This window comes from Buttiauxella sp. BIGb0471, assembly GCF_024807715.1.
Classification (GTDB): domain Bacteria; phylum Pseudomonadota; class Gammaproteobacteria; order Enterobacterales; family Enterobacteriaceae; genus Buttiauxella; species Buttiauxella agrestis.
Genome location: NZ_JANUEU010000003.1, coordinates 296908 through 320610, shown reverse-complemented (window position 1 = coordinate 320610; position 23703 = coordinate 296908). Strand labels below are relative to the sequence as shown.

The window sequence follows — 23703 nt, the reverse complement described above, 5'->3', positions numbered from 1 at the left end:
TGAAGCATCATGACGAGTACGTTATTAAAATCTGGCGCATTTTTACTTCTGTTGATTCTTATCTACACGGGCGTTAGCACCGCAGACCGCGTTACCTGGCTGATGGAAGTCACTCCGGTCATCATTATTGTCCCTCTACTTTTAGCGACTTATTCGCGCTACCCGCTGACACCGCTGCTCTATTTTTTGATTTTCCTGCATGCCATCATTCTGATGGTGGGTGGTTTGTATACCTACGCCAAAGTACCGATTGGGTTTGAGGTTCAGGAATGGCTGAATTTAAGCCGTAATCCCTATGACAAACTCGGCCACTTTTTCCAGGGATTAGTTCCAGCGCTGGCTACGCGCGAAATCCTGATTCGTGGCGGTTATGTGCGTGGGCGCAAAATGGTCGCATTCCTGGTGTGCTGTGTCGCGCTTGCCATTAGTGCGCTGTATGAACTCATTGAATGGGCAGCCGCGCTGGCATTAGGGCAGGGTGCGGATGAATTTTTAGGGACGCAGGGAGACGTGTGGGATACGCAATCAGATATGTTCTGCGCACTTCTTGGGGCGTTGACTACGGTTTTGATTCTGCAATATTGGCATACAAAGCAGCTGCTTAAACTGCGCGCAGCGTGATGCTACCACTGCCAGATTCGCGAAGGCGTGACCACGGCGGGTAAGGGAATATCCCATTGCTCGGCGGGTAACGCCGGAACGTGCTGGCAATCATGTGCCAGCCCAACCGGCCACAAACCGTGCTGCTGCCAGTTTTGCAACGTGCGGTCATAGAAACCGCCGCCCATTCCCAGCCGTTGCCCTTGCTCGTCAAACGCCACTAATGGCGCTATCAACACATCGAGCTTATCCAGCGGCAATACATCGCGCACATCAAGCTTAGGCTCAAGGATTTTCAGACGATTCATCACCAGATGGCTGTTTTCCGCGTACCGCAGGAACAACAAATTGCCTTTACTGAATGGATGTAAAACAGGTAGGTAAACGGTTTTCCCTGCTTTCCACAATGCGCGAATCAGCGGCGTGGTATCCAGCTCACCATCAAACGACAAAAACACCGCAACCGTTGAAGCATTCACAACAGGCTCGTACGCCAGCATGCGTTCGGCAGCAAGTTCTGCGAATTGGTGTTGTTCAATGGGCGTGAGTTGTCGGCGACGTTGCCGAATGTGTTGTCTGATTTCTTGCCGAAGCGATGGGATTAGCTGAGTTTTTGTCATGGTGATGACTGGTTTGGTAGGAAGAGGGAATCTCCGAGATGCCGCCGCAGGCTGTAACCCTTGAACCCTTGGTTCAAGGTGAATGCAGCGTCAGAATCATCAGGCTTCTCGGACGGACCGAGCATGCTCACAGACTCTGGAGCACCACACTCTTGTGGTATGAAATATCGGCTCAGGGGACTGGCCCGCTTGCAAACATCTCAGAGAAATTTGGTCTTCAAAGTTACTCTACCATAGGTAACTGGGAAGTGTTATTCAAAATTTGGACCCTGTCTTTCAGTTATGCGACCTTGCTCAAGCAACGCTTGTTCGATGGTCTGCTGTAACATCCGAATACGTTCTTCCATGTTGGAAGCGTAGTCGCGGGTTTTCGATTTTTCCTGAGCCAGCTCGTAGCAAATATTCAGTGCTGCGATAAAAACTAACTGCTCAGTATTTGTGACTCTAGTGCGAACTTTTAAATCTTGCAACCGCTGATCAAGCTCTTGAGCCGCAAGATTCAGTGCATCCTGTTGTTCAGGCGGACAATTCACGCGCAATGAACGACCGAAAATTTGGATATCGACTGGTTGTGCAGACATGCCACCTTCCTGCTGTTAACTCGCCTGCCTCTCGCTAACCTATGCCAGGCTACGAAAGGGGCGTCACTATAGCTATCCCGAAATGAAGATACAAGCCCTTTTCTGGTGCCTTGGGGTCCCTGGTGGTAGCATAACATGAACTATCCCTGCCAACGATGGCGAATGCGCATGTCTATACAGAACACTATGCCTGACTACGACTTAGTCGGCCAATTATTGAATCAGCAAGGCGTAGGCCTCACGGCCTCGGAAATGCACGGCTTAATCAGCGGAATGCTGTGCGGCGGCAACAAAGACACCACCTGGCAACCGCTGTTACATGATTTGACTAACGAAGGTTTAGCCTTTGGTCAAAACCTTGCTGACACCCTGCGTCAAATGCACGGTGCCACCAGTGATTCGCTGGAAGATGACGGTTTTATGTTCCAGCTTTATCTGCCTGAAGGCGATGAAGCAACGGTATTTCACCGTGCCGATGCGCTGGCGGGTTGGGTAAACCACTTCCTGCTGGGCCTCGGTGTGACGCAACCGAAGCTCGATAAAGTCACTGGCGAAACCGGCGAAGCAATCGACGATTTGCGTAACATCGCGCAACTGGGCTACGACGAAGACGAAGATCAAGAAGAGTTGGAAATGTCTCTCGAAGAGATAATCGAGTACGTGCGCGTTGCTGCACTACTGTGCCACGACAACTTTACTCGCCCGGCTCCAACGGCACCAGAAGTGCAGAAACCAACACTACACTAATAACAAAGTTAAGCTTCAGGAGGTGTGATGAATCAGCACGAATTTCACCGGCGCCGTCAGGCGTTGTTAGCCAAAATGGCACCGGCGAGCGCCGCGCTCATCTTTGCCGCTCCCGAGGTAACACGCAGTGCAGACAGCGAATACCCGTATCGCCAGAACAGCGATTTCTGGTATTTCACTGGTTTTAACGAACCTGAAGCCGTGCTGGTGCTGATTAAAAGCGATGAAACCCACAACCACAGCGTGTTGTTTAACCGTTTACGCGATAAGACGGCAGAAATCTGGTTCGGGCGCCGTCTTGGGCAGGAAGCCGCGCCAGAAAAACTGGGCGTTGACCGTGCGCTGGCGTTCTCCGAAATCGGCGAACAATTACATCAATTGCTGAACGGTCTGGATGTGGTTTATCACGCGCAGGGCGAATACGCTTATGCCGATAGCATTGTTTTTTCCGCACTTGATAAACTCCGCCGCGGCTCTCGCCAGAACCTCACCGCTCCGGCCACGCTGACGGACTGGCGCCCGTGGGTTCACGAACAGCGCCTGTTCAAGTCGGAAGAAGAAATCATCGCGCTGCGTCGCGCCGGTGAAATCACCGCGCTGGCGCATACTCGTGCGATGGAAAAATGCCGTCCGGGTATGTTTGAATATCAGCTTGAAGGAGAAATCCTTCACGAATTTAACCGCCACGGCGCGCGCTTCCCGTCCTACAACACGATTGTCGGCAGCGGCGAAAACGCCTGCATTTTGCATTACACCGAAAACGAGAGCCAAATGCGCGACGGCAATTTGGTGCTGATCGACGCCGGTTGCGAATACAAAGGATATGCAGGCGATATCACTCGTACCTTCCCGGTCAACGGCAAATTTAGTGCGCCGCAGCGTGAAATTTACGACATCGTGCTCGAATCTCTCGAAACCGCGCTTCAGCTTTATCGCCCAGGAACTTCCATGCAGGAAGTCACCGCACAAGTCGTACGCATCATGGTGACTGGCCTTGTGAAGCTCGGCATTCTCAACGGTGAAATCGATAAACTGATTACTGATAACGCCCATCGCCCCTTCTTTATGCATGGTTTGAGCCATTGGCTGGGGCTGGATGTGCATGACGTCGGCGTTTACGGGCAGGATCGTTCACGGGTGCTTGAGCCGGGGATGGTGATAACCGTTGAACCGGGTCTGTATATTGCGCCTGATGCCGATGTGCCTGCGCAATACCGTGGAATCGGAATTCGTATCGAAGACGATATTCTGATCACCGCCGAGGGTAACGAAAACCTGACGGCAAGTGTGGTGAAATCGGCAGATGATATCGAAGCATTAATGGCGGCGGCGCGTCAGTCATGAGTGTGATTATTGTCGGTGGCGGTATGGCTGGCGCGACTCTCGCGCTGGCGATATCGCATTTGACCCACGGAAAACTGCCGGTTCATTTGATTGAAGCGGCAGCGCCCGAATCGGCGGCGCATCCTGGTTTTGATGCCCGCGCTATCGCGATTGCTCAGGGAACCTGCCAGCAATTAACGCGCATTGGCGTGTGGCCAGCCATTAAAGCCTGCGCGACCCCGATTACGACGGTTCATGTCAGCGATCGCGGCCATGCGGGGTTTGTCACTCTCGAAGCGCAGGATTACCAAATCCCGGCGTTAGGGCAAGTCGTCGAACTGCATGATATCGGTTTACGTTTATTCGCGCTGTTACGCAAAGCGCCGGGTGTGACGCTGCATTGTCCGCAGCGCGTGGCCTCGTTTACCCGTGAAACCGATAACGTCAGCGTTACGCTTGATAATGGCGAGCTGATCGAAGGCAAATTGCTGGTAGCCGCTGATGGTTCACGCTCACCACTGGCTGCGCAATGTGGCATGACCTGGCAGCAGCAGGATTACCAGCAAGTCGCGGTTATCGCCAACATCACCACATCGCAACCGCATAACGGGCGTGCGTTTGAGCGTTTCACCGAGCATGGCCCGTTGGCGATGTTACCGATGTCGAATGGGCGCTGTTCGCTGGTTTGGTGCCATCCGCGAGAAGCTCAGGCTGAAATCGCGCAGTGGAATGATGAGAAATTCTGCAATGAGCTGCAACGGGCCTTTGGCTGGCGGCTTGGGCGAATCACTCACGCTGGCGCGCGTTCGCAATATCCCCTCGCGTTGACTACCGTTTCGCAGCCGGTTTCGCACCGCGTTGCGCTGGTGGGCAATGCCGCGCAAACTCTGCATCCGATTGCCGGGCAGGGCTTTAACCTCGGCCTGCGCGATGTGATGTCACTGGCTGAAGATTTAGCGGCAGCACACGAAGCCTCTCAGGATCCTGGCAGTTATGCGGTGCTGGCCCAGTATCAGCAGCGACGCCAGGAAGATAAAAATGCCACCATTGGCGTGACCGATGGTTTAGTTCAGTTGTTCGCCAATCGTTGGGCACCGCTTGTTGTGGGGCGCAATCTTGGTTTGATGGCAATGGAACATTTAACTCCGGCACGTGATTTGCTGGCACAGCGTACTCTCGGTTGGGTTGCGCGTTAAAACAGGTTTTTAAGGAGAGTCAAATTGCAAAGCGTTGATGTGGCGATTGTTGGTGGTGGCATGGTCGGACTGGCAGTGGCCTGTGGTTTGCAAGGAAGTGGCTTACGTGTCGCGGTGCTTGAGAATCATCTCCCGCAGCCGCTGGCCGCAGATTCTGCGCCAGCTTTGCGTGTTTCGGCCATCAATGCCGCCAGTGAAAAACTGCTGACTCATCTTGGTGCCTGGCCGAAAATCATCGCCCAACGCGCGAGTTGCTATCACGGCATGGAAGTGTGGGACCAGGACAGTTTCGGGCATATTGCATTTGATGATAAATCCTTTGGATTTAGCCACCTGGGCCACATTATCGAAAACGCGGTGATTCACCATGCTTTATGGCAGCGTGCTGAACAGTGCAGCGATATCACATTGATGGCACCTGCCGAATTGCAACAAGTCGCATGGGGCGAAAACGAAGCGTTTATCACCCTTAAAGATGGCGCAATGCTCACTGCCCGCCTGGTGATTGGCGCGGATGGCGCAAACTCCTGGGTGCGTAAACAGGCTGATATCCCCCTGACATTTTGGGATTATCGCCACCACGCTCTGGTTGCCACCATTCGTACGAGTGAACCTCATCAGGCAGTGGCCCGCCAGGTGTTTCATGGCGAGGGTATTCTGGCATTTCTGCCGTTAAGCGACCCGCATTTATGCTCCATTGTCTGGTCGTTGCCGCCGCTGGAAGCCGAACGTTTGCAGCAGGCGAGTAGTGAAGAATTTAACCAGGCGCTCAGTGTGGCCTTCGATATGCGCCTGGGTTTGTGCAATGTTGAAAGCGAGCGTCAGGTGTTCCCATTGACGGGGCGTTATGCGCGTAATTTTGCCGCTCACCGTCTGGCGCTGGTGGGCGATGCTGCACATACAATTCATCCGCTGGCCGGGCAGGGCGTGAACCTGGGCTTTATGGACGCCGCTGAGTTGATTGATGAAGTGCGCCGTTTACACAGTCAGGGCAAAGATATCGGGCAGTATTTGTATCTGCGCCGCTATGAACGTAGCCGCAAACACAGTGCCGCAATGATGCTCGCTAGCATGCAGGGTTTCCGGGACTTGTTTGCAGGAACTCATCCGGCGAAGAAACTGCTACGCGATATTGGCCTGAAACTGGCTGACACATTGCCGGGCGTGAAACCCCAATTGGTTCGCCAGGCGATGGGCCTACACGATCTTCCAGATTGGTTAAGATAACTGCGTCACATTTCCCTTTCTTTTATTAGAAAGGGAAACGCCTCCCCTCATTTGAAAAATTCTAATCTCACCTCATATTTCGGATTACTTTTTCTCATCCCACGTTTTTCGCGATGTAGTGAATTTGTTTCTGAAATGGTAGTAAATGTTAGCTAACGCTAAATTCTGACTAAAACACTTCCTGTTTATGCGCGGTGCCTCGCATTTTTCCAGATGAATGCTCTGCATCATGTGCCTCTCATTTTGGTCATAAGCTAATGCAATGACCGTTCGTACCTTATGGTTTACTCCCTCATTCAATGGTAAGTTCAGGCAAAAGGTAACGTTTGCGTCGCTATCGGGATCGGTGGCGATGCTGGGTTTCGTCTGACGAAAAGAAAAGCGAACAGCGCTTTTCAACCAGATGGTTAAAGAGGAACAAATGACTCAAAAGACCCCTTTGTTTGAACAGCACAATCTCTGCGGCGCACGCATGGTGGATTTCCATGGCTGGATGATGCCATTGCACTATGGCTCGCAGATTGATGAGCACCACGCGGTGCGTAACGATGCCGGGATGTTTGATGTTTCCCACATGACCATCGTTGACCTGAAAGGCAGCCGTACCCGCGAATTCCTGCGTTACTTAGTGGCAAATGACGTTGCCAAACTCACCCAACCGGGTAAAGCCCTCTACACCGCAATGCTCAACGCCTCCGGCGGTGTTATCGATGACCTGATTATCTATTTCCAGACCGAAGACTATTTCCGCGTGGTGGTGAATTCCGCGACCCGGGAAAAAGACCTGGCCTGGATTAACCAACATGCCGAGCCGTTCTCAGTGTCCGTTACCGTGCGTGATGATCTGTCGCTGATTGCCGTTCAGGGGCCAAACGCGCAGGCAAAAGCCGCGCAGCTGTTTACCGCAGAACAACGTGCTGCTGTTGCTGGCATGAAGCCATTCTTCGGTGTGCAGGCGGGTGATTTGTTTATTGCTACAACCGGTTATACCGGCGAAGCAGGTTACGAAATCGCGATGCCTAACGAAAAAGCCGCTGAGTTTTGGGCGCAACTGGTCGAGATTGGCGTCAAACCTTGCGGGCTGGGCGCACGCGATACGCTGCGTCTTGAATCAGGCATGAACTTATACAGCCAGGAAATGGACGAAGGCGTTTCACCCCTTGCCGCCAATATGGGTTGGACTATTGCCTGGCAGCCTGAAGACCGCGATTTCATTGGTCGTGAAGCGCTTGAAGCCCAGCGTGAGAAAGGCACCGACCAACTCGTTGGTTTGATCATGACGGAAAAAGGCGTATTACGTAATGAGCTGCCTGTCCGTTTTACTGACGAATCAGGCAACATCCACGAGGGTGTCATTACCAGCGGAACCTTCTCGCCAACGCTCGGTTACAGCATTGCTCTGGCTCGCGTGCCGGCAGGCATTGGTGAAACCGCGATTGTGCAAATTCGTAACCGCGAAATGCCTGTGAAAGTAACCAAACCCATTTTTGTTCGCGGCGGTAAAGCTGTCGCGCAGTGATTTTGAAATCAGGAGAAAAACAATGAGCAATGTGCCAAACGAACTGAAATACAGCAAAGAGCACGAGTGGCTGCGCAAAGAATCTGATGGAACTTACACCGTAGGTATCACCGAGCACGCGCAAGAACTGCTGGGTGACATGGTGTTTGTAGATCTTCCAGAAGTGGGCACAACCGTAAGCACTGGCGATGACTGTGCCGTTGCTGAATCTGTAAAAGCCGCTTCTGATATTTACGCGCCAATCAGCGGTGAGATCATCGCAGTCAACACCGAGCTGAGCGACTCACCAGAGCTTATCAACAGCGAGCCGTACGCGGCAGGTTGGATCTTTAAGATCAAAGCAAGTGACGAGTCCGAACTGGATGGTTTGCTGGATGCGACTGCGTACGAAGCTTTGCTAGAAGACGAATAAATTTTATGTCCCCTCTCCTGGGGGAGAGGGTTAGGGTGAGGGCGTTAAACTAATCAACCCTCACCCCGGCCCTCTCCCTGAGGGAGAGGGGGAAACCGTTTAGTATGTTTCAGGAATCACCGCTCATGACCCAGTCTTTACGTCAGCTTGAAAACCACGAAGCGTTTATCGACCGCCACATTGGACCAGATGCACAGCAGCAACACGAAATGCTGGAGGCGGTGGGCGCTCGTTCGTTAAACGACTTAATCGCTTCGATCGTTCCGGCTGATATCCAGCTTGCCGAGCCACCACAGGTGGGTGAGGCTGCAACTGAATTCGCGGCCCTGGCTGAATTAAAGACCATTGCCAGCCGTAACAAGCGTTTCAAAACGTACATCGGCATGGGTTATACCGCGGTGCAAACTCCGCCGGTGATCCTGCGTAATATGCTGGAAAATCCAGGCTGGTATACCGCGTACACGCCGTATCAGCCGGAAGTCTCACAAGGCCGCCTTGAAGCACTGCTGAACTTCCAGCAAGTGACGCTGGACCTGACCGGTCTGGACATCGCTTCTGCATCCTTGCTGGACGAAGCGACTGCCGCAGCCGAAGCCATGGCTATGGCAAAGCGCGTCAGTAAACTGAAAAACGCCAACCGTTTCTTTGTTGCCGCCGACGTACATCCGCAAACGCTGGACGTGGTGCGTACCCGCGCTGAAACCTTCGGTTTTGACGTGATTGTCGACGATGCCGCGAAAGTGCTCGATCACCAGGATGTCTTCGGTGTGCTGCTGCAACAAGTGGGCACCACGGGTGAAGTGCATGATTACAGCGCTCTGATTACCGAACTGAAAAGCCGCAAAGTCATCGTGAGCGTTGCCGCTGATTTTATGACGCTGGTTCTGCTGACTGCACCTGGCAAACAAGGTGCTGACATCGTATTTGGTTCCGCGCAGCGTTTTGGCGTGCCAATGGGTTACGGTGGCCCGCATGCTGCATTCTTTGCCGCACGTGACGAATTCAAACGCTCTATGCCTGGCCGTATTATCGGCGTTTCCCGCGATGCCGCGGGCCGCACCGCGCTGCGCATGGCGATGCAAACTCGCGAGCAACATATTCGCCGCGAAAAAGCGAACTCCAACATTTGTACTTCCCAGGTTTTGCTGGCTAACATCGCCAGCCTGTATGCGGTGTTCCACGGCCCGGCTGGCCTGAAACGCGTTGCAGGGCGAATTCATCGCCTGACCGATATTCTGGCGGCTGGCCTGCAACAAAAAGGGCTGGTGCTGCGCCACAAACATTGGTTCGATACTCTGTGCGTTGAAGTCGCTGATAAAGCCGCTGTGCTGTCGCGTGCTGAAGCCAATGAAATCAACCTGCGCAGCGACATTCTCAATGCGGTGGGTATTACGCTTGATGAATCAACCACGCGTGAAGATGTGCAGGCGCTGTTCGATGTCTTATTGGGCGATAACCACGGTCTGGATATCGATAAACTGGACCAAAACGTGGCGGGCGATAGCCTGTCTGTTCCGAAAGGAATGCTGCGTGAAGACGCGATCCTGACGCATCCAGTGTTTAATCGCTACCACAGCGAAACCGAAATGATGCGTTACATGCACTCGCTTGAACGCAAAGATCTGGCGCTGAATCAGGCGATGATCCCGCTCGGTTCCTGCACCATGAAGCTGAATGCTGCGGCTGAGATGATCCCCATCACCTGGCCTGAATTCGCTGAACTGCACCCGTTCTGCCCGGCAAACCAGGCAGAAGGTTATCATCAGATGATTTCCCAGTTGTCCGACTGGCTGGTGAAACTAACCGGTTACGACGCGCTTTGTATGCAGCCAAACTCTGGTGCGCAAGGTGAATACGCAGGCCTGCTGGCGATTCGTCGCTACCATGAAAGCCGCAACGAAGGCAGCCGTAATCTGTGCCTGATCCCAAGCTCTGCGCACGGTACCAACCCGGCGTCAGCACAAATGGCGGGCATGGAAGTAGTCGTTGTCGCGTGCGATAAGCAAGGCAACATCGATCTTCACGATCTGCGTGTGAAAGCCGAACAAGCGGGCGATGCGCTGTCTTGTATCATGGTGACTTATCCTTCTACCCATGGCGTATACGAAGAAACCATCCGCGAAGTGTGCCAGATTGTTCACCAGTTCGGCGGCCAGGTTTATCTGGATGGCGCGAACATGAACGCCCAGGTAGGGATCACTTCCCCAGGCTATATCGGCGCAGACGTTTCGCACCTTAACCTGCATAAAACCTTCTGCATTCCTCACGGCGGTGGCGGCCCAGGCATGGGGCCAATCGGTGTGAAAGCGCACCTGGCACCGTTTGTTCCCGGCCACAGCGTAGTGCAAATTGAAGAGATGCTGACCCAGCAGGGCGCCGTTTCTGCGGCACCGTTTGGTAGCGCATCGATTCTGCCAATCAGCTGGATGTATATCTGCATGATGGGCGCGCAGGGGCTGAAAAAAGCCAGCCAGGTAGCCATCCTGAATGCTAACTACATTGCGACCCGCCTGAAATCTGCATTCCCGATTCTTTACACCGGGCGCAGTGGGCATGTGGCGCACGAATGTATTCTTGATATTCGTCCTCTGAAAGAAGAGACCGGTATTAGCGAGCTGGATATTGCTAAACGCCTGATTGATTTCGGTTTCCACGCCCCGACCATGTCGTTCCCGGTTGCGGGTACGCTGATGGTTGAGCCGACAGAATCTGAAAGCAAACTGGAACTGGATCGTTTTATCGACGCGATGCTGACTATCCGCACTGAAATCGACCGTGTTGCACGGGGTGAATGGCCGCTGGAAGATAACCCGCTGGTTAACGCCCCGCACACCCAGGACGAAATCGTTGCTGACTGGACGCACCCGTATACCCGCGAACTGGCGGTGTTCCCGACAGGCCATAGCAACAAATACTGGCCAACAGTGAAACGCCTGGACGATGTGTTCGGCGACCGCAATCTGTTCTGTTCTTGCGTGCCGATGAGCGAATATCAGTAAGCACTAAAACAACCCTCACCCTAACCCTCTCCCTGATGGAGAGGGAACTGGCTCGGTGTTCTCCCTCTCTGGGGGAGAGGGTCGGGGTGAGGGCGCCGTAGAGACTCAGGAGGTTGAAATGGGCGTCGTACTCGTCACGGGCGGCAGCCGTGGTATTGGCAGAGCGACCGCTATCCTGTTGGCGCAGGCTGGCTACAAAGTCGTGGTTAATTATCTGCAAAACAAACAAGCCGCTGATGAAGTGGTGAGTATCATTCGAGCCCATAGCGGCGAGGCAATCGCCATCAAAGCGGATATTGCCGATGAACTGCAAGTGATGGCAATGTTTGTGGAAATCGACAATGTGTTCGGCCCTGTGACCGCACTGGTCAACAACGCCGGGATTTTGTTCCAGCAATCTACAGTCGAAGAGCTCACGGCTGAACGTATTAATCGCGTGATGGCAACCAACGTAACGGGCTATTTTCTTTGCTGCCGTGAAGCGGTAAAACGCATGGCATTGCGTCACGGTGGAAACGGTGGGGCGATTGTGAATGTCTCGTCGGCGGCATCACGTTTAGGTGCGCCGGGGGAATATGTTGATTACGCAGCGTCAAAAGGGGCTGTGGATTCGCTAACTATCGGGCTGTCTTTGGAAGTTGCAGCCCAGGGTATTCGCGTTAATGGTGTGCGTCCTGGATTAATTTATACCGATATACATGCTTCGGGCGGCGAAGCCGGACGCGTTGACCGCGTAAAAGATCTCTTGCCGATGAAACGCGGTGGGCAACCGGAAGAAGTGGCGGAAGCTATAGTCTGGTTACTGAGTGAAAAAGCCTCATATGTGACGGGCAGTTTCCTCGATTTAGCGGGTGGCAAATAAAAAAATGGCAGCCGTCTGAAGTTACAGACGAACTGCCATTATCCTGGTGTTAGCTTACATTGTTATTTTTTATCCATTTAGCCTTTAGACATGCTGTCTTTGGACATATTATCCTTGGACATTCCATCTTTAGACATATCATCTTTCTTCATTTCGTCTTTGGACATGTGGTCCTTAGACATATTATCTTTATTCATACAGTCTTTTTTCATACTGTCCTTAGAACAATCATGGGACATCTTACCCATATTATCTTTAGACATATTATCTTTAGACATATTATCAGCCGCGTTTGCTGCCGTTACGCCAAAGAATAATGCCGAGCACATCAAAGCAGTGTAGAGTTTTTTCATTTTGTATTTCCTCGTCGTTTTAATAACTACATGGTCAGATACTAGCTGCCGCCGAACCAGTTATAACCCTGGTCCTCCCAATATCCACCGGGATAGCGATTCGTGACTTCTATAACTTGAATATGTTTTGGGTTTTTATATCCCAACTTGGTTGGCATTCTTAATTTCATCGGAAAACCATATTTACGCGGTAATATTTCGCCGTCGTAAGTCAATGCAATGATGGTTTGTGGATGTAATGCCGTCGCCATATCAATACTGGTGTAGTAATCGTCGGCACATTTAAAACTCACGTAACGGGCATTTAAATCAGCACCAATGCCTTTAAGAAATAGAGAAAACGGCACGCCTCCCCATTTGCCAATGGCGTTCCATCCTTCGACGCAAATGTGGCGTGTTACCTGGCTGACCTGCGCCATCTGGTGCAATTGTGCCAGCGTCCATGGCCGCTTATCTGCCACTAAGCCTGCAAGCTCCAGACGATAATCATCGCCATTAATCGTTGGCGCTTCATCCTCGCTATAAAAGGCATTAAACGGGAAAGGACGCGTCATCATGCTTTCGGGATAAACCGGAGCCAGATCGTTGGCATTAAATAGCCAGCCCTGGATCCTGTCATTAAAGCGCGAAATACCGCTTAATGTAGACTCGACAGATTCATTACTGCTGATATCGCAACCGGTCAGCATCATTAAACCGCCAAGCGTTAGGCCCTGCTTTAAAAAACGGCGACGGCCTTCAGATGATAGCTGTTTATTAATTTGTTCAGAGGCGTCCTGAATAATGACCGCTTTGTCGGAATCCGAAAAGATCTTCGTTTTATTAGACATTGTTTTTCCTTAGCGCCCACGCAACATAGCGAGTAAAGTTTTCGGCACCAGTGCGACCATAATTAAATGGATGATGATAAATCCCACCATGCCGGACATCGCAAAGAAATGAATCAACCGCGCACTTTCATAACCCCCGAATAATTCACGCAGCAATGGGAATTGCACAGATTTCCACACCACAAAACCGGAACACACCAGAATGATCCCGTCGATCATCACGAATAAATACGCCAGTTTTTGTACCGTGTTGTAATGGTTAAGATCGCTATGAGCGAGTTTCCCGCGCAATGCTGAAATAAAATCGCTGATTAATGCACGTGGCGAAAGCGGCCAGAATTTGCGTTTCAGACGTCCGCTGAAGATATTTATCAGCAGATAAATCACGCCATTTATGCCAAATAACCACATCCCCGCAAAATGCCATTGCAACGCGCCGCCTAACCAACCGCCGAGCGTTAACTCACTCGGAAAGTTGAAATTAAACAGTGGCGAAGCGTTATAAATTCGCCAGCCGCTGGTCACCATAATGAGCATGGCAAGGGCATTCAGCCAGTGACAGAGCCTTAGCCATAATGGATGCACTATGGCGGGTTTAACCTGAAACGTTGGCGTATCCATCGTTTTATTTCCGGTTATTGCGTTGAAATGAGTGTGGCTCAAATCTGTTCGCCAAAGTCTCACGAAAAGTTAAATTAAATGTGATAACTCCACGCCCGAATGTTGTATAGACTCCTTCTAAGAGAGGCAGATAAGGCGAAGCAATGAAGCCCAAAAAGTTGTTAATCGTTGAGGATGACGAAAATATTGCTGAACTCCTGCAACTGCATTTGCGGGAAGAAGGCTATGAAATTGTCCATGCGGCAGATGGATCGCAGGGGCTGGAATTGCTAAAACAGGGCGGATGGGATGCGCTGATTCTGGATCTGATGCTGCCCGGCGTCGATGGCCTGGAAATATGTCGCTATGCCCGCACCATGACCCGTTACACGCCGATTGTGATGATCAGCGCGCGTTCAAGCGAAACACACCGGGTTCTGGGGCTGGAACTGGGCGCAGATGACTACCTGGCAAAACCGTTTTCAATGCTGGAGCTAGTGGCACGCGTCAAAGCGCTATTTCGCCGCCAGGAAGCCATGAGCCAGAACCTGATGCAGGATGCCGGAACGCTCACTTTTGAACGGCTGACTATCGACCCCCTTGCCCGTGATGTGCGGCTGAGAAATCAGCCTGTTGAGCTGACACCGCGTGAGTTTGATTTGCTGTGGTTTTTTGCCAAGCACCCTGGCAAAGTTTTCTCGCGCCTTAATCTGCTCAACCAGGTATGGGGTTATCAGCACGAAGGCTACGAACACACCGTAAACACCCATATCAACCGCTTACGTATCAAGATTGAAGATAACCCCGCAGAGCCTGAATTCATTCTGACGGTGTGGGGAAAAGGGTATAAATTCATTGCACCTCGACACGAGTAAACCATGCGAAAACTCACGCTTTCCCAGCGCCTGACACTGGTTTTTGCGCTACTGCTGATCACCTCTTGTTCATTGTTGGGGTGGCTGCAAATTCGCACCAGTACACAGTACAGCCAGGCGGTGATACAACAACTTTCTGGTTCGCTCGCGGAGCATATCAACCAAAGTTACCCGCTGCTGGGTCAGGATGGCCTGAACAATGATTCTGTGCGCAGCCTGTTTGACCACCTGATGACGGTAAACCCCAGCGTTGAGGTTTATCTGCTTGATAAAAAAGGCAACATTATTGGTGACGCGGCGCCGCCAAATCATATTAAACGCCATCATATAGATTTGGAGCCGATTCAGGCCGCTCTCGATAAACAGCAGTTTCCACTGTACGGCGACGACCCGCGCAGCCCTGACGGCAAAAAAGTGTTCAGCGTCGCGCCAATGATGCAAAACGGCGAGGTTAAGGGGTATTTGTACATCATTTTGCTGGGTGAAAATTACAATGCCCTGGCAAACGATGCGCGATTTAATACCATTTCAAAAGTAGTACTGCTGACCATAAGCCTGATTGCATTATTAGGTCTGATAGTCGGTGGCCTGGCATTTCGCTGGATAACGCGGCCTCTGCGTTCGCTTTCACGCCAGGTGAACGCGCTGGAAACGGGCGGCATGGCTGAGATGCAGGCCATGGCGGCACTGCCGCTTGATAAATCGAACAGTAACGATGAAATTAGCCTGCTGCGCCAGGGTGTTATCACGATGGCGCGGCGTATTTCAGAACAGTGGCATCGGCTTTCACAGCAAGATCAACTGCGCCGAGAATTCATTGCCAATATTTCCCATGACTTACGCACGCCACTGACGTCGATGCATGGTTATCTTGAAAGCTTATCCGTGATGTCGGCGACGCTTTCGGAAGCTGAGAAAAAACGTTATCTGGAAATCGCTTTAGCGCAGAGCCAGAAAGTCCGCACCCTTGCGCAATCATTGTTTGAGTTAGCGCGTCTGGAATATGGCGTTGTGAAGCCACAAAAAGAACGCTTTTGTCTCGGTGAGTTATTGCAGGATGTCTTCCAGAAATTTGAGTTGATGACCCAAACACGGCAATTACAGCTGGTCGCTGATATCCAGCCAGGTTTGCCGCTGATCGATGCAGATTTAGGCATGATTGAGCGGGTGCTGACTAATCTGCTGGATAATGCTATTCGCCATACGCCGGAGCAGGGAACCGTTGCCGTTCGCTTGTGGAAAGAGGGCGAAAAAGTAATGGTGCAGATAAGCGATAACGGCCCAGGAATTCCGCAGGAACTCAAGGACGGTTTATTTGTGCGCCCGTCGATAGTCAGCCAGTCTCATGTCAGAGTCGGCGGTTTAGGACTGATGATTGTGCGCCAGATGTTGCAACTTCATGGCAGCGATATTTCGCTGGTGGAAAGGCCAGAAACGGGTGCGTGTTTCCGTTTTGGATTACCTACCTGAAAAAAACGCCCCGAAAACGGGGCGTTCTGGTGAACCAATCAATCAGAGTTTTTCGCCGTTGCTGGCAATCACTTCTTTGTACCAGTTAAAGCTCTTCTTGCGCGAACGGGACATATCGCCAGTGCCATCGTCGTGTTTGTTCACGTAGATAAAACCGTAGCGTTTGTTGTACTGACCGGTGGTAAAGGAAACGCAGTCAATGCAGCCCCACGGGGTGTAACCCATCAAATCCACGCCATCGTACGTGACCGCTTTCATCATCTCTGAAACGTGCGCTCGCAGGTAATCGATGCGGTAATCATCATTGATTGAACCGTCTTCTTCGACGGTGTCGTATGCACCAAAGCCGTTTTCGACGATAAACAGCGGTTTCTGGTAGCGTTCATACAGTTCGCACAGCGCGTAACGCAGGCCAACCGGGTCAATCTGCCATCCCCAATCGGATGCTTTTACAAACGGGTTCGGCACGCTGCCCTGGAAGCCAGATAATGCATCGCCAGTGCCGCCGTCTGCTTTCACCGCATTGGTCATGTAGTAGCTGAAACCGAGATAATCACACACGCCTTCACGCAGGATTTGCTCGTCGCCCGCTTCCATTTTGATGTTGAACTCGCGGCGTTCCCACTCGTTTAACACATAGGATGGGTAGTACCCCCGCAGTTGCACGTCGGTAAAGACATAACGCTCACGCATGGATTCCTGCGCGAACATTTGATCTTCTGGTTTGCAGGAGAACGGATACAGCGGCACCATCGCCAGCATGCAGCCGATTTGCATTTCAGGGTTGATGCGATGACCAATCTTCACCGCCATGGCGCTTGCCACAAACTGATGATGCAGCACCTGATACATCACTTCTTCTGGGTTGTCGTGCTCGGTGTAAACCACGCCAGAGCAGCAGTAACCGAACAGCGGCGCACGCCAGTTGCGCTGGTTATTGATCTCGTTAAACGTCATCCAGTACTTCACTTTGCTCTTGTAGCGTTCAAACACTACTTCGGCAAAACGAACAAAGAAATCGACAACTTTACGGTTAGTCCAGCCACCGTATTCGGTCACCAGGTGGTGCGGCATTTCGAAGTGGGACAGGGTGATGACCGGCTCGATGTTGTATTTCAGCAGTTCGTCGAACATGTCGTCGTAGAACTTCAGACCTTCTTCATTAGGTTGCTGCTCATCCCCTTTTGGGAAGATACGCGTCCAGGCGATAGAGGTGCGGAAGCATTTGAAGCCCATTTCGGCAAACAGCGCGATGTCTTCTTTATAACGGCCATGGAAATCAATAGCTTCGTGGTTTGGATAAAATTTACCAGGGACAACTTCCTGGGTAATTTCACGTGGTACACCGTGCGAACCTCCGGTCAACACATCACAAATACTTGGGCCTTTACCTTCTTTGTTCCAGCCACCTTCTACCTGATGTGCAGCTACCGCGCCGCCCCATAAAAAGTCTTTTGATAAAGTCAGTTTCTTCATATTTTTTAATCTCACTGTCAGTGCCAGAAATAATGTGGGATACATCACAAAATGGCAGCGCGTTAATAAGCTCTGTTCTGGAGTCTAACAAACGAGAATTAATTGTCACGATATAACAAATCACCGGTAATGTGATTTGTTACATAGAAAAAACAGCCTGTTTTTTTATGCCATTTTTTTAGCCAGTTTACGGCCAATGGTTTCTAAAATATAAATAACAGGGATTTGTGTGGTGATGTCATAAACCCCGCCGACGCGAGTAAGCGGAATGTGCCAGGAGATATTAAAATCAGCGAGCCTTGCCAGAGCTGAGTTTTCGTGGCTGGTGATGGAGAGCACTTTGCAGTTATGCAGGCTGAACTGGCTGGCGAAGCGCAGGATCTCTTCGGTTTCACCGGAAACGGAAAGTACGATCGCCAGCGCGTTTTTCGCCATGTCATTGGTGACAGGAAAATAAGGGTCATCAATATGGTTACTAAATTTACCGACGTTAGAGAAGAAGCGAGCGCCATATTTCGCTAATGCGCCAGAGGTGCCTGCGCCAACAAATATAATTCGTTCTGATGAACAAATAATATCAACGGCCTGGTCAATTAAATTATCAAACTCTTCATTATTAGTGCTTTTAAAAAAACTGATGATTTCGCTTGGGCCAAAATTAACTAACTGCTCGTCATTTTGCTCAAGATATAATTTAAAGCGCACACGAAATTCAGAATAACCTTCACAGTTTAATTTGCGACAAAAGCGCAGCACCGTGGTGGTGGAAACGCCCGCCGCATCGGCTAACTCGCGAATAGTCATGTACATCACTTTGTCGCGGTTTTTGATGACAAAGTTATAGACCATCATTTCCAGGCCGTTTAGCCTGGCAATTGCTGCATGAGTGAACATTAAATTAACCAGCCTTTTTCGTGCGCACAAGAGTGATAACTAACGACATAGTGCCATATTTCGCCTCAGCTTTCGCCCCCGCAGGGACTTCATCAGCCAGGCAAATGTGTCTGTGGTGTATGAGTATGGTTATCAACTCTGACAGATTTATTTTAGCGTACAGGTGTTAGCTGGAATTGTTCTCAGTTATGCTAGCTGTGATGTATTTTCACTCTTTTGTCTCACCGGGAGTTGCCATATGGCTGACAAACCATTGATTGCGAAAGGATATTCACTGGCAGAGGAAGTCGCCAACAGTATTAGCCACGGTATCGGGTTGGTGTTCGGGATTGTCGGGTTGGTTTTGTTACTGGTCCAGGCGGTGGATAGCAACGCCAGTGTGACGGCGATAACCAGTTATAGTCTGTACGGCGGCAGCATGATTTTGCTGTTTCTGGCTTCAACGCTGTATCACGCCATTCCACATCAACGCGCCAAACGCTGGCTAAAGAAATTTGACCACTGCGCAATCTATTTGCTGATTGCCGGGACATACACCCCATTTTTACTCGTCGGTCTTGATTCACCTTTGGCCCGAGGGCTGATGATTGTTATTTGGGGACTCGCTCTGGCGGGGATTCTTTTCAAGTTAACCATCGCGCATCGCTTCAAAGTTTTGTCGCTCGTCACTTATCTGCTGATGGGGTGGCTATCGCTGGTAGTGATTTATCAGATGATCATTAAACTCGCGCCGGGCAGCGTAACGTTGCTGGCTGCGGGCGGTATAATTTACTCGTTAGGCGTTATTTTCTACGTCTGCAAACGCATTCCGTACAACCACGCCATCTGGCACGGATTTGTACTCGGTGGCAGCGTTTGCCACTTTCTTGCAATTTATTTATACATCCATTAATCAACCGTCGCCCGCTTGAGCAGGGCGACGGCGGGTTCTTTTACTCGTCTTCTAATGAATAAGGCAGTCGCTCAATAACAAGCTCGCTACCTACATCATCACGCACACGCAGCACGCTGTCGGCTTCCAGATCGTTATTCATCACTACCTGCACCAATACGCGGCCATCATCAAGCTGACTTGCAGCCAGCACGGTGCCGGTACGACGCCAGTTTTCGCCCATTTTCAGCTCGAGATCTTCCCCCGCTTCCGGCAGACGGCTGGCTTTGCCTGCCAGGAACCACAGCGCACGTTTATTCGCGCCACGGAACTTCGCACGGGCAACCATTTCCTGGCCTGTGTAACAGCCTTTTTTGAAGCTGATACCGCCAAGTGCCTGAATATTGGTGGCCTGCGGAATGAACTGCGCACTATTTGGAGCATCAATGACCGGAATACCCGCTTCGATCTCTAGTGCCAGCCATTGTTGGCTATCATTGCGCTGCGATTCACCGTGTAACTTTTCAGCCAGCGCCTGCGCGGTAGCCTCATCGGTGACCAGCATGAAACGCTCGGCAGGGAGGTTAAACCACAGAAGGGTGGTTGCGCCTTCCTGAACGACCGGGTTTTCTGCATCAGGCAGTGCGGCGAACACATTTGCCAAAGCGGCGCGCGCCTGGAAACCTGCCACGCCCAGCAGTACGCTTTCGTCATCAGGAGTGATGGTGACTTTGGAAAACACCGCGTATTTTTTCAGTTCGACAAGCTGCGCGTCGCGCAGATTACGGCGCTCAATCAGTGAAAACCCTTCGCCGCGGTGGAACAGGCGCAGGTTGCTCCACATTTTCCCTTTCGCGTCACAGTGGGCGCAAAGTGTGTGCTGGTTTGGTGTCAACTGCGCAATGTCAGCAGTGACCTGGCCTTGCAGATAGGATTCTGCATCTTTGCCCGTCACGTTTGCCAAAGCCCAATCATCAAGAGTCATGAGAGTTAGCGGCAGGCGGGCTGCGGCCGTAGGCTGACGTGGAGGAAATGGAGTGAAAGCCATAGAGATGTCCCAGGTTATTGAGCAGAGATATGGCTCAATGGTAAAAGAGCCATTTGGCAATGCAAGCAGTTTGATCATGCGAATTGTGCGCTTACGGGAATTCTCGCAAGGTGAATGCAACGACAACACGTTGCAAATTATTCTCTCGAGAAAGTGCGCAAACGGTAACATTCAGTTAATGCGTGCAATAAAAACACGTTACACTAAGATTTGTACCTTCTTTATCAGATAACCAGGAAAGAGCACATGGATATCAATAACAAAGCCCGAATTCATTGGGCGTGCCGCCGGGGAATGCGCGAGCTGGATATTTCGATTATGCCATTCTTTGAATATGAATATGACTCGTTAAGCGCTGAGGATAAACAATTGTTTGTTCGCTTGCTGGAAAGCGATGATCCAGACCTGTTCAATTGGTTAATGAATCATGGCAAACCGGCAGATACAGAGCTGCAACGGATGGTGACACTGATTCAGACACGGAATAAAGAACGTGGTCCTGTGGCAATCTGATCTTCGCGTCTCCTGGCGTGCACAATGGCTTTCACTATTGGCCCACGGTTTGGTCGCACTGTTCGTGCTTCTTATGCCGTGGCCGATGAGCTACACGCTAATCTGGATGCTACTGCTTTCGCTGGTGGTATTTGACAGCGTACGCAGCCAACGCCGTATACATGCCTGCCAGGGCGAAATGAAAATCCTGACCGACTACCACCTGCGTTGGCAAAATCAGGAATGGGAAATCGTCGGCTCGCCCTGGATGCTGCGTAGCGGCATGATGTTGCGCATACGCCGCGATGGGCGTAAACGCTGTCAGCATCTATGGTTGTCTGCCGACAGCATGGATACAGGCGAATGGCGTGATTTACGCCGCCTGATGCTGCAACAGCAAGCCAGCGGCAGTGGTCAAGCCTGAGCGGTATTCAGGCAAACTTCTCGGCCATTTCTACGAGGATTTGATCACACCAGTTTTCGATTCGCTCATCGCTTAAATCGTATTGATTGGTTTCATCAAGTGCCAGGCCTACAAACAGTTGTCCGTCAGCAATCACCGGTTTTGGGCTAGTAAATTCATAGCCTTCAGTTGGCCAGTAGCCAATAAACTGAGCGCCGCGTGGGGCAAGTTTGTCGTGCAACATACCCAGCGCATCCAGGAACCATTCGCCGTAGCCAAGTTGGTCGCCCATGCCATAAAGCGCCACCGGTTTGCCTTCAAGATTCAGATTATCCAACTGATCCCAGATGGCTTCCCAGTCTTCCTGTAATTCACCGAAATCCCAGGTTGGGATACCGAGAATCAGCACATCGTACTGTTCCATCATGGCCGGTGAATCATCTTTCAGATTGTGAAGTGTCACCAGTTCCGGGCCAATGATGTCACGAATTTTTTCGGCAGCCATTTCGGTGTAACAAGTGCTGGAGCCATAAAAAAGGCCAATGTTCATCGCGTTAATAACTCTTTTAAAAACGTGCAGGCTGGCAATTGTATCAGATCCCATTGTGCATCATGCATAATGGACACAATTCGCCAAACGTGGGGCAAGTAAGTGAGGCTGCAGTGGAACAAGATCAGGCCCGAATCGAACAATTTCTTGATGCGCTCTGGCTTGAGCGGAATCTGGCACAGAACACATTAGACTCCTACCGCCGGGATTTAAAGATGGTGGCGGAATGGCTGGAACGCCATGACTTGAGTTTGCTGAATGTCCAAACGGGCGATTTGCAGTCGCTATTTGCTGAGCGTCTTGAAGGCGGCTATAAAGCAACAAGCTCTGCACGAATGTTAAGTGCGATGCGCCGGTTGTTTCAGTATCTCTACCGCGAAAAACTTCGCGATGACGACCCTAGCGTGATGCTGTCATCGCCAAAGTTACCGCAGCGTTTGCCGAAAGATTTAAGCGAAGCGCAGGTCGAACGCTTGCTACAAGCACCCTGTATTGACCAGCCTATCGAGTTACGTGATAAAGCCATGCTCGAATTATTGTATGCTACCGGGCTGCGTGTTTCCGAATTAGTCGGCCTGACAATGAGTGATATGAGTCTGCGTCAGGGCGTAGTGCGAGTTATCGGTAAAGGTAACAAAGAGCGCCTGGTGCCGATGGGTGAGGAAGCGGTTTATTGGGTAGAAAACTACCTTGAGCACGGTCGGCCGTGGCTGCTTAATGGCGTGTCGATTGATACCGTTTTCCCCAGTAATCGCGCGCAACAAATGACGCGCCAGACATTCTGGCACCGCATCAAACATTACGCGGTGCAGGCGGGAATCGACAGCGAGAAGCTGTCGCCCCATGTTCTCAGGCATGCTTTTGCGACGCATTTACTGAACCATGGCGCAGATTTACGAGTCGTACAGATGTTGCTTGGGCATAGTGATTTGTCCACCACACAAATTTATACGCATGTAGCGACTGAGCGGTTACGCAAGCTACATCAACAGCACCACCCACGTGCGTGAGTGGCAGAAGATAAAGGAATCATCATGAAAAAGCGTTTGTGGCTGCTCCCATTATTAGCGGCCTCTGTGTCCGGTTTTGTTCATGCTGACGACGCAGCAATCAAGCAGTCTCTTGCGAAGTTAGGTGTGCAAAACGCTGACATTCAGCCAGCACCTGTTGCGGGCATGAAAACGGTACTAACCGATAGCGGTGTTCTGTATGTGACTGAAGACGGTAAACATTTCATTCAAGGGCCGCTGTACGATGTCAGCGGTGCGCAGCCGGTTAACGTCACCAACAAACTGCTGGTGGGTAAACTGAACGCGCTCGAAAAAGAGATGATCGTCTATAAAGCGCCGCAAGAAAAACACGTTATTACCGTGTTTACCGACATCACTTGCGGCTATTGCCACAAGTTGCACGAAGAGATGAAAGACTACAACGCGTTGGGGATTACCGTGCGTTATCTGGCCTTCCCACGTCAGGGTCTGCAAAGCCAGACAGAAAACGACATGAAAGGCATCTGGTGCGCAAAAGACCCTAAAAAAGCCTTCGATGCGGCGATGAAAGGTGAAGCGGTTGCAGGTGGAACGTGTGACATGAACATCGCCAATCATTACAACCTCGGCGTGCTGTTTGGTATCCAGGGAACGCCGGCAATTGTACTGAGCAATGGCACTGTTATTCCTGGCTATCAAGGGCCGAAAGAGATGAAACAAATGCTGGATGCCCACCAGCAACTGACGAATATAGGCGGGTAGTTGA

At 51.2% G+C, this 23703-nt stretch carries 25 protein-coding genes and 1 other RNA gene; 16 read left to right on the top strand and 10 right to left on the bottom strand.

Going from position 1 to position 23703, the window contains the following annotated elements; genetic code table 11:
- Window positions 1-9 precede the first annotated feature (9 nt).
- A complete protein-coding gene (locus M2371_RS12225; RefSeq protein ID WP_259267829.1) occupies window positions 10-621 on the top strand; it encodes a DUF2238 domain-containing protein in 612 nt (203 codons plus the stop codon).
- Between the two features lie 2 nt (window positions 622-623).
- Here the strand turns inward: M2371_RS12225 and M2371_RS12220 are convergent, their stop codons facing one another.
- From M2371_RS12220 to zapA, 3 genes are all read right to left on the bottom strand, one after another.
- Window positions 624-1220 carry a 5-formyltetrahydrofolate cyclo-ligase gene (locus M2371_RS12220; protein WP_259267828.1) on the bottom strand — a complete coding sequence of 199 codons (597 nt, stop codon included), beginning with the start codon at window positions 1218-1220 and terminating at the stop codon, window positions 624-626.
- A gap of 26 nt (window positions 1221-1246) precedes the next feature.
- Window positions 1247-1430, bottom strand: a non-coding RNA gene (gene ssrS, locus M2371_RS12215) — 6S RNA.
- Between the two features lie 41 nt (window positions 1431-1471).
- Window positions 1472-1801, bottom strand: coding sequence for a cell division protein ZapA (zapA, locus tag M2371_RS12210; RefSeq protein ID WP_034498319.1), 330 nt, complete (start codon window positions 1799-1801; stop codon window positions 1472-1474).
- A 168-nt stretch (window positions 1802-1969) separates the two neighbouring features.
- On the opposite strand from zapA, the gene M2371_RS12205 reads away from it, so the two are divergent.
- The 8 genes from M2371_RS12205 to M2371_RS12170 all read left to right on the top strand — a co-directional run bounded on the left by M2371_RS12205 (window position 1970) and on the right by M2371_RS12170 (window position 12086).
- Window positions 1970-2548 carry a YecA family protein gene (locus M2371_RS12205; protein ID WP_147295625.1) on the top strand — a complete coding sequence of 193 codons (579 nt, stop codon included), beginning with the start codon at window positions 1970-1972 and terminating at the stop codon, window positions 2546-2548.
- A 27-nt stretch (window positions 2549-2575) separates the two neighbouring features.
- Window positions 2576-3892 (top strand): Xaa-Pro aminopeptidase, encoded by a 1317-nt coding sequence (gene pepP, locus M2371_RS12200; protein WP_259267827.1) that lies wholly within the window; start codon window positions 2576-2578, stop codon window positions 3890-3892.
- Entirely contained in the window at window positions 3889-5067 is a 1179-nt protein-coding gene (gene ubiH, locus M2371_RS12195) for a 2-octaprenyl-6-methoxyphenyl hydroxylase (RefSeq protein ID WP_259267826.1), read from the top strand. The genes pepP and ubiH overlap by 4 nt, the downstream gene beginning before the upstream one ends.
- Window positions 5068-5091: 24 nt before the next feature.
- Window positions 5092-6294 carry an FAD-dependent 2-octaprenylphenol hydroxylase gene (ubiI, locus tag M2371_RS12190; RefSeq protein ID WP_259267825.1) on the top strand — a complete coding sequence of 401 codons (1203 nt, stop codon included), beginning with the start codon at window positions 5092-5094 and terminating at the stop codon, window positions 6292-6294.
- Between the two features lie 421 nt (window positions 6295-6715).
- Window positions 6716-7813, top strand: a complete 1098-nt coding sequence (gcvT, locus tag M2371_RS12185) for a glycine cleavage system aminomethyltransferase GcvT (RefSeq protein ID WP_259267824.1) — start codon at window positions 6716-6718, stop codon at window positions 7811-7813.
- A gap of 22 nt (window positions 7814-7835) precedes the next feature.
- Entirely contained in the window at window positions 7836-8225 is a 390-nt protein-coding gene (gcvH, locus tag M2371_RS12180; protein ID WP_034498310.1) for a glycine cleavage system protein GcvH, read from the top strand.
- Window positions 8226-8350: 125 nt separating this feature from the next.
- Window positions 8351-11224, top strand: coding sequence for an aminomethyl-transferring glycine dehydrogenase (gene gcvP / locus M2371_RS12175; protein ID WP_259267823.1), 2874 nt, complete (start codon window positions 8351-8353; stop codon window positions 11222-11224).
- Between the two features lie 118 nt (window positions 11225-11342).
- On the top strand, window positions 11343-12086 hold the full coding sequence (locus M2371_RS12170; protein WP_172893278.1) for an SDR family oxidoreductase: 744 nt from the start codon (window positions 11343-11345) through the stop codon (window positions 12084-12086).
- Between the two features lie 77 nt (window positions 12087-12163).
- On the opposite strand, the gene M2371_RS12165 is transcribed toward M2371_RS12170, so the two are convergent.
- The 3 genes from M2371_RS12165 to M2371_RS12155 are packed head-to-tail and all read right to left on the bottom strand — an operon-like array spanning window position 12164 to window position 13890.
- Window positions 12164-12439 carry a pentapeptide MXKDX repeat protein gene (locus M2371_RS12165; RefSeq protein WP_172893279.1) on the bottom strand — a complete coding sequence of 92 codons (276 nt, stop codon included), beginning with the start codon at window positions 12437-12439 and terminating at the stop codon, window positions 12164-12166.
- Window positions 12440-12480: 41 nt separating this feature from the next.
- Window positions 12481-13269 (bottom strand): molybdopterin-dependent oxidoreductase, encoded by a 789-nt coding sequence (locus M2371_RS12160; RefSeq protein ID WP_259267822.1) that lies wholly within the window; start codon window positions 13267-13269, stop codon window positions 12481-12483.
- A gap of 9 nt (window positions 13270-13278) precedes the next feature.
- Complete coding sequence (locus M2371_RS12155) at window positions 13279-13890, bottom strand: cytochrome b/b6 domain-containing protein (protein WP_259267821.1); 612 nt, start codon at window positions 13888-13890, stop codon at window positions 13279-13281.
- Window positions 13891-14033: 143 nt separating this feature from the next.
- On the opposite strand from M2371_RS12155, the gene M2371_RS12150 reads away from it, so the two are divergent.
- Window positions 14034-14744, top strand: coding sequence for a response regulator transcription factor (locus M2371_RS12150; RefSeq protein WP_034498272.1), 711 nt, complete (start codon window positions 14034-14036; stop codon window positions 14742-14744).
- A 3-nt stretch (window positions 14745-14747) separates the two neighbouring features.
- The gene (locus tag M2371_RS12145; protein WP_259267820.1) at window positions 14748-16214 is read left to right on the top strand and encodes an ATP-binding protein; all 1467 of its coding nucleotides are present in this window, start codon (window positions 14748-14750) and stop codon (window positions 16212-16214) included.
- A 42-nt stretch (window positions 16215-16256) separates the two neighbouring features.
- On the opposite strand, the gene M2371_RS12140 is transcribed toward M2371_RS12145, so the two are convergent.
- Both M2371_RS12140 and M2371_RS12135 read right to left on the bottom strand, forming a co-directional pair.
- Window positions 16257-17690 carry a 6-phospho-beta-glucosidase gene (locus M2371_RS12140; protein ID WP_259267819.1) on the bottom strand — a complete coding sequence of 478 codons (1434 nt, stop codon included), beginning with the start codon at window positions 17688-17690 and terminating at the stop codon, window positions 16257-16259.
- 165 nt (window positions 17691-17855) lie between these two features.
- Window positions 17856-18584 (bottom strand): MurR/RpiR family transcriptional regulator, encoded by a 729-nt coding sequence (locus M2371_RS12135; protein ID WP_034498249.1) that lies wholly within the window; start codon window positions 18582-18584, stop codon window positions 17856-17858.
- 238 nt (window positions 18585-18822) lie between these two features.
- Between M2371_RS12135 and M2371_RS12130 the strand changes: the two genes are divergently transcribed.
- Window positions 18823-19476 carry a hemolysin III family protein gene (locus M2371_RS12130; protein ID WP_034498239.1) on the top strand — a complete coding sequence of 218 codons (654 nt, stop codon included), beginning with the start codon at window positions 18823-18825 and terminating at the stop codon, window positions 19474-19476.
- Window positions 19477-19516: 40 nt separating this feature from the next.
- Here the strand turns inward: M2371_RS12130 and ygfZ are convergent, their stop codons facing one another.
- Window positions 19517-20503: a tRNA-modifying protein YgfZ gene (ygfZ, locus tag M2371_RS12125; protein ID WP_259267818.1), complete on the bottom strand. Its 987-nt coding sequence runs from the start codon at window positions 20501-20503 to the stop codon at window positions 19517-19519.
- 246 nt (window positions 20504-20749) lie between these two features.
- On the opposite strand from ygfZ, the gene sdhE reads away from it, so the two are divergent.
- Window positions 20750-21016, top strand: coding sequence for an FAD assembly factor SdhE (gene sdhE, locus M2371_RS12120; RefSeq protein ID WP_034498232.1), 267 nt, complete (start codon window positions 20750-20752; stop codon window positions 21014-21016).
- Window positions 20997-21419: a protein YgfX gene (locus tag M2371_RS12115; protein WP_259267817.1), complete on the top strand. Its 423-nt coding sequence runs from the start codon at window positions 20997-20999 to the stop codon at window positions 21417-21419. Before sdhE ends, M2371_RS12115 begins: the two co-directional genes overlap by 20 nt.
- A gap of 7 nt (window positions 21420-21426) precedes the next feature.
- Here the strand turns inward: M2371_RS12115 and fldB are convergent, their stop codons facing one another.
- Window positions 21427-21948: a flavodoxin FldB gene (gene fldB, locus M2371_RS12110; RefSeq protein ID WP_172893286.1), complete on the bottom strand. Its 522-nt coding sequence runs from the start codon at window positions 21946-21948 to the stop codon at window positions 21427-21429.
- A 113-nt stretch (window positions 21949-22061) separates the two neighbouring features.
- On the opposite strand from fldB, the gene xerD reads away from it, so the two are divergent.
- Window positions 22062-22958 (top strand): site-specific tyrosine recombinase XerD, encoded by an 897-nt coding sequence (xerD, locus tag M2371_RS12105; RefSeq protein ID WP_172893287.1) that lies wholly within the window; start codon window positions 22062-22064, stop codon window positions 22956-22958.
- A 24-nt stretch (window positions 22959-22982) separates the two neighbouring features.
- Window positions 22983-23699 (top strand): bifunctional protein-disulfide isomerase/oxidoreductase DsbC, encoded by a 717-nt coding sequence (gene dsbC / locus M2371_RS12100; protein WP_172893288.1) that lies wholly within the window; start codon window positions 22983-22985, stop codon window positions 23697-23699.
- Window positions 23700-23703: the final 4 nt, after the last annotated feature.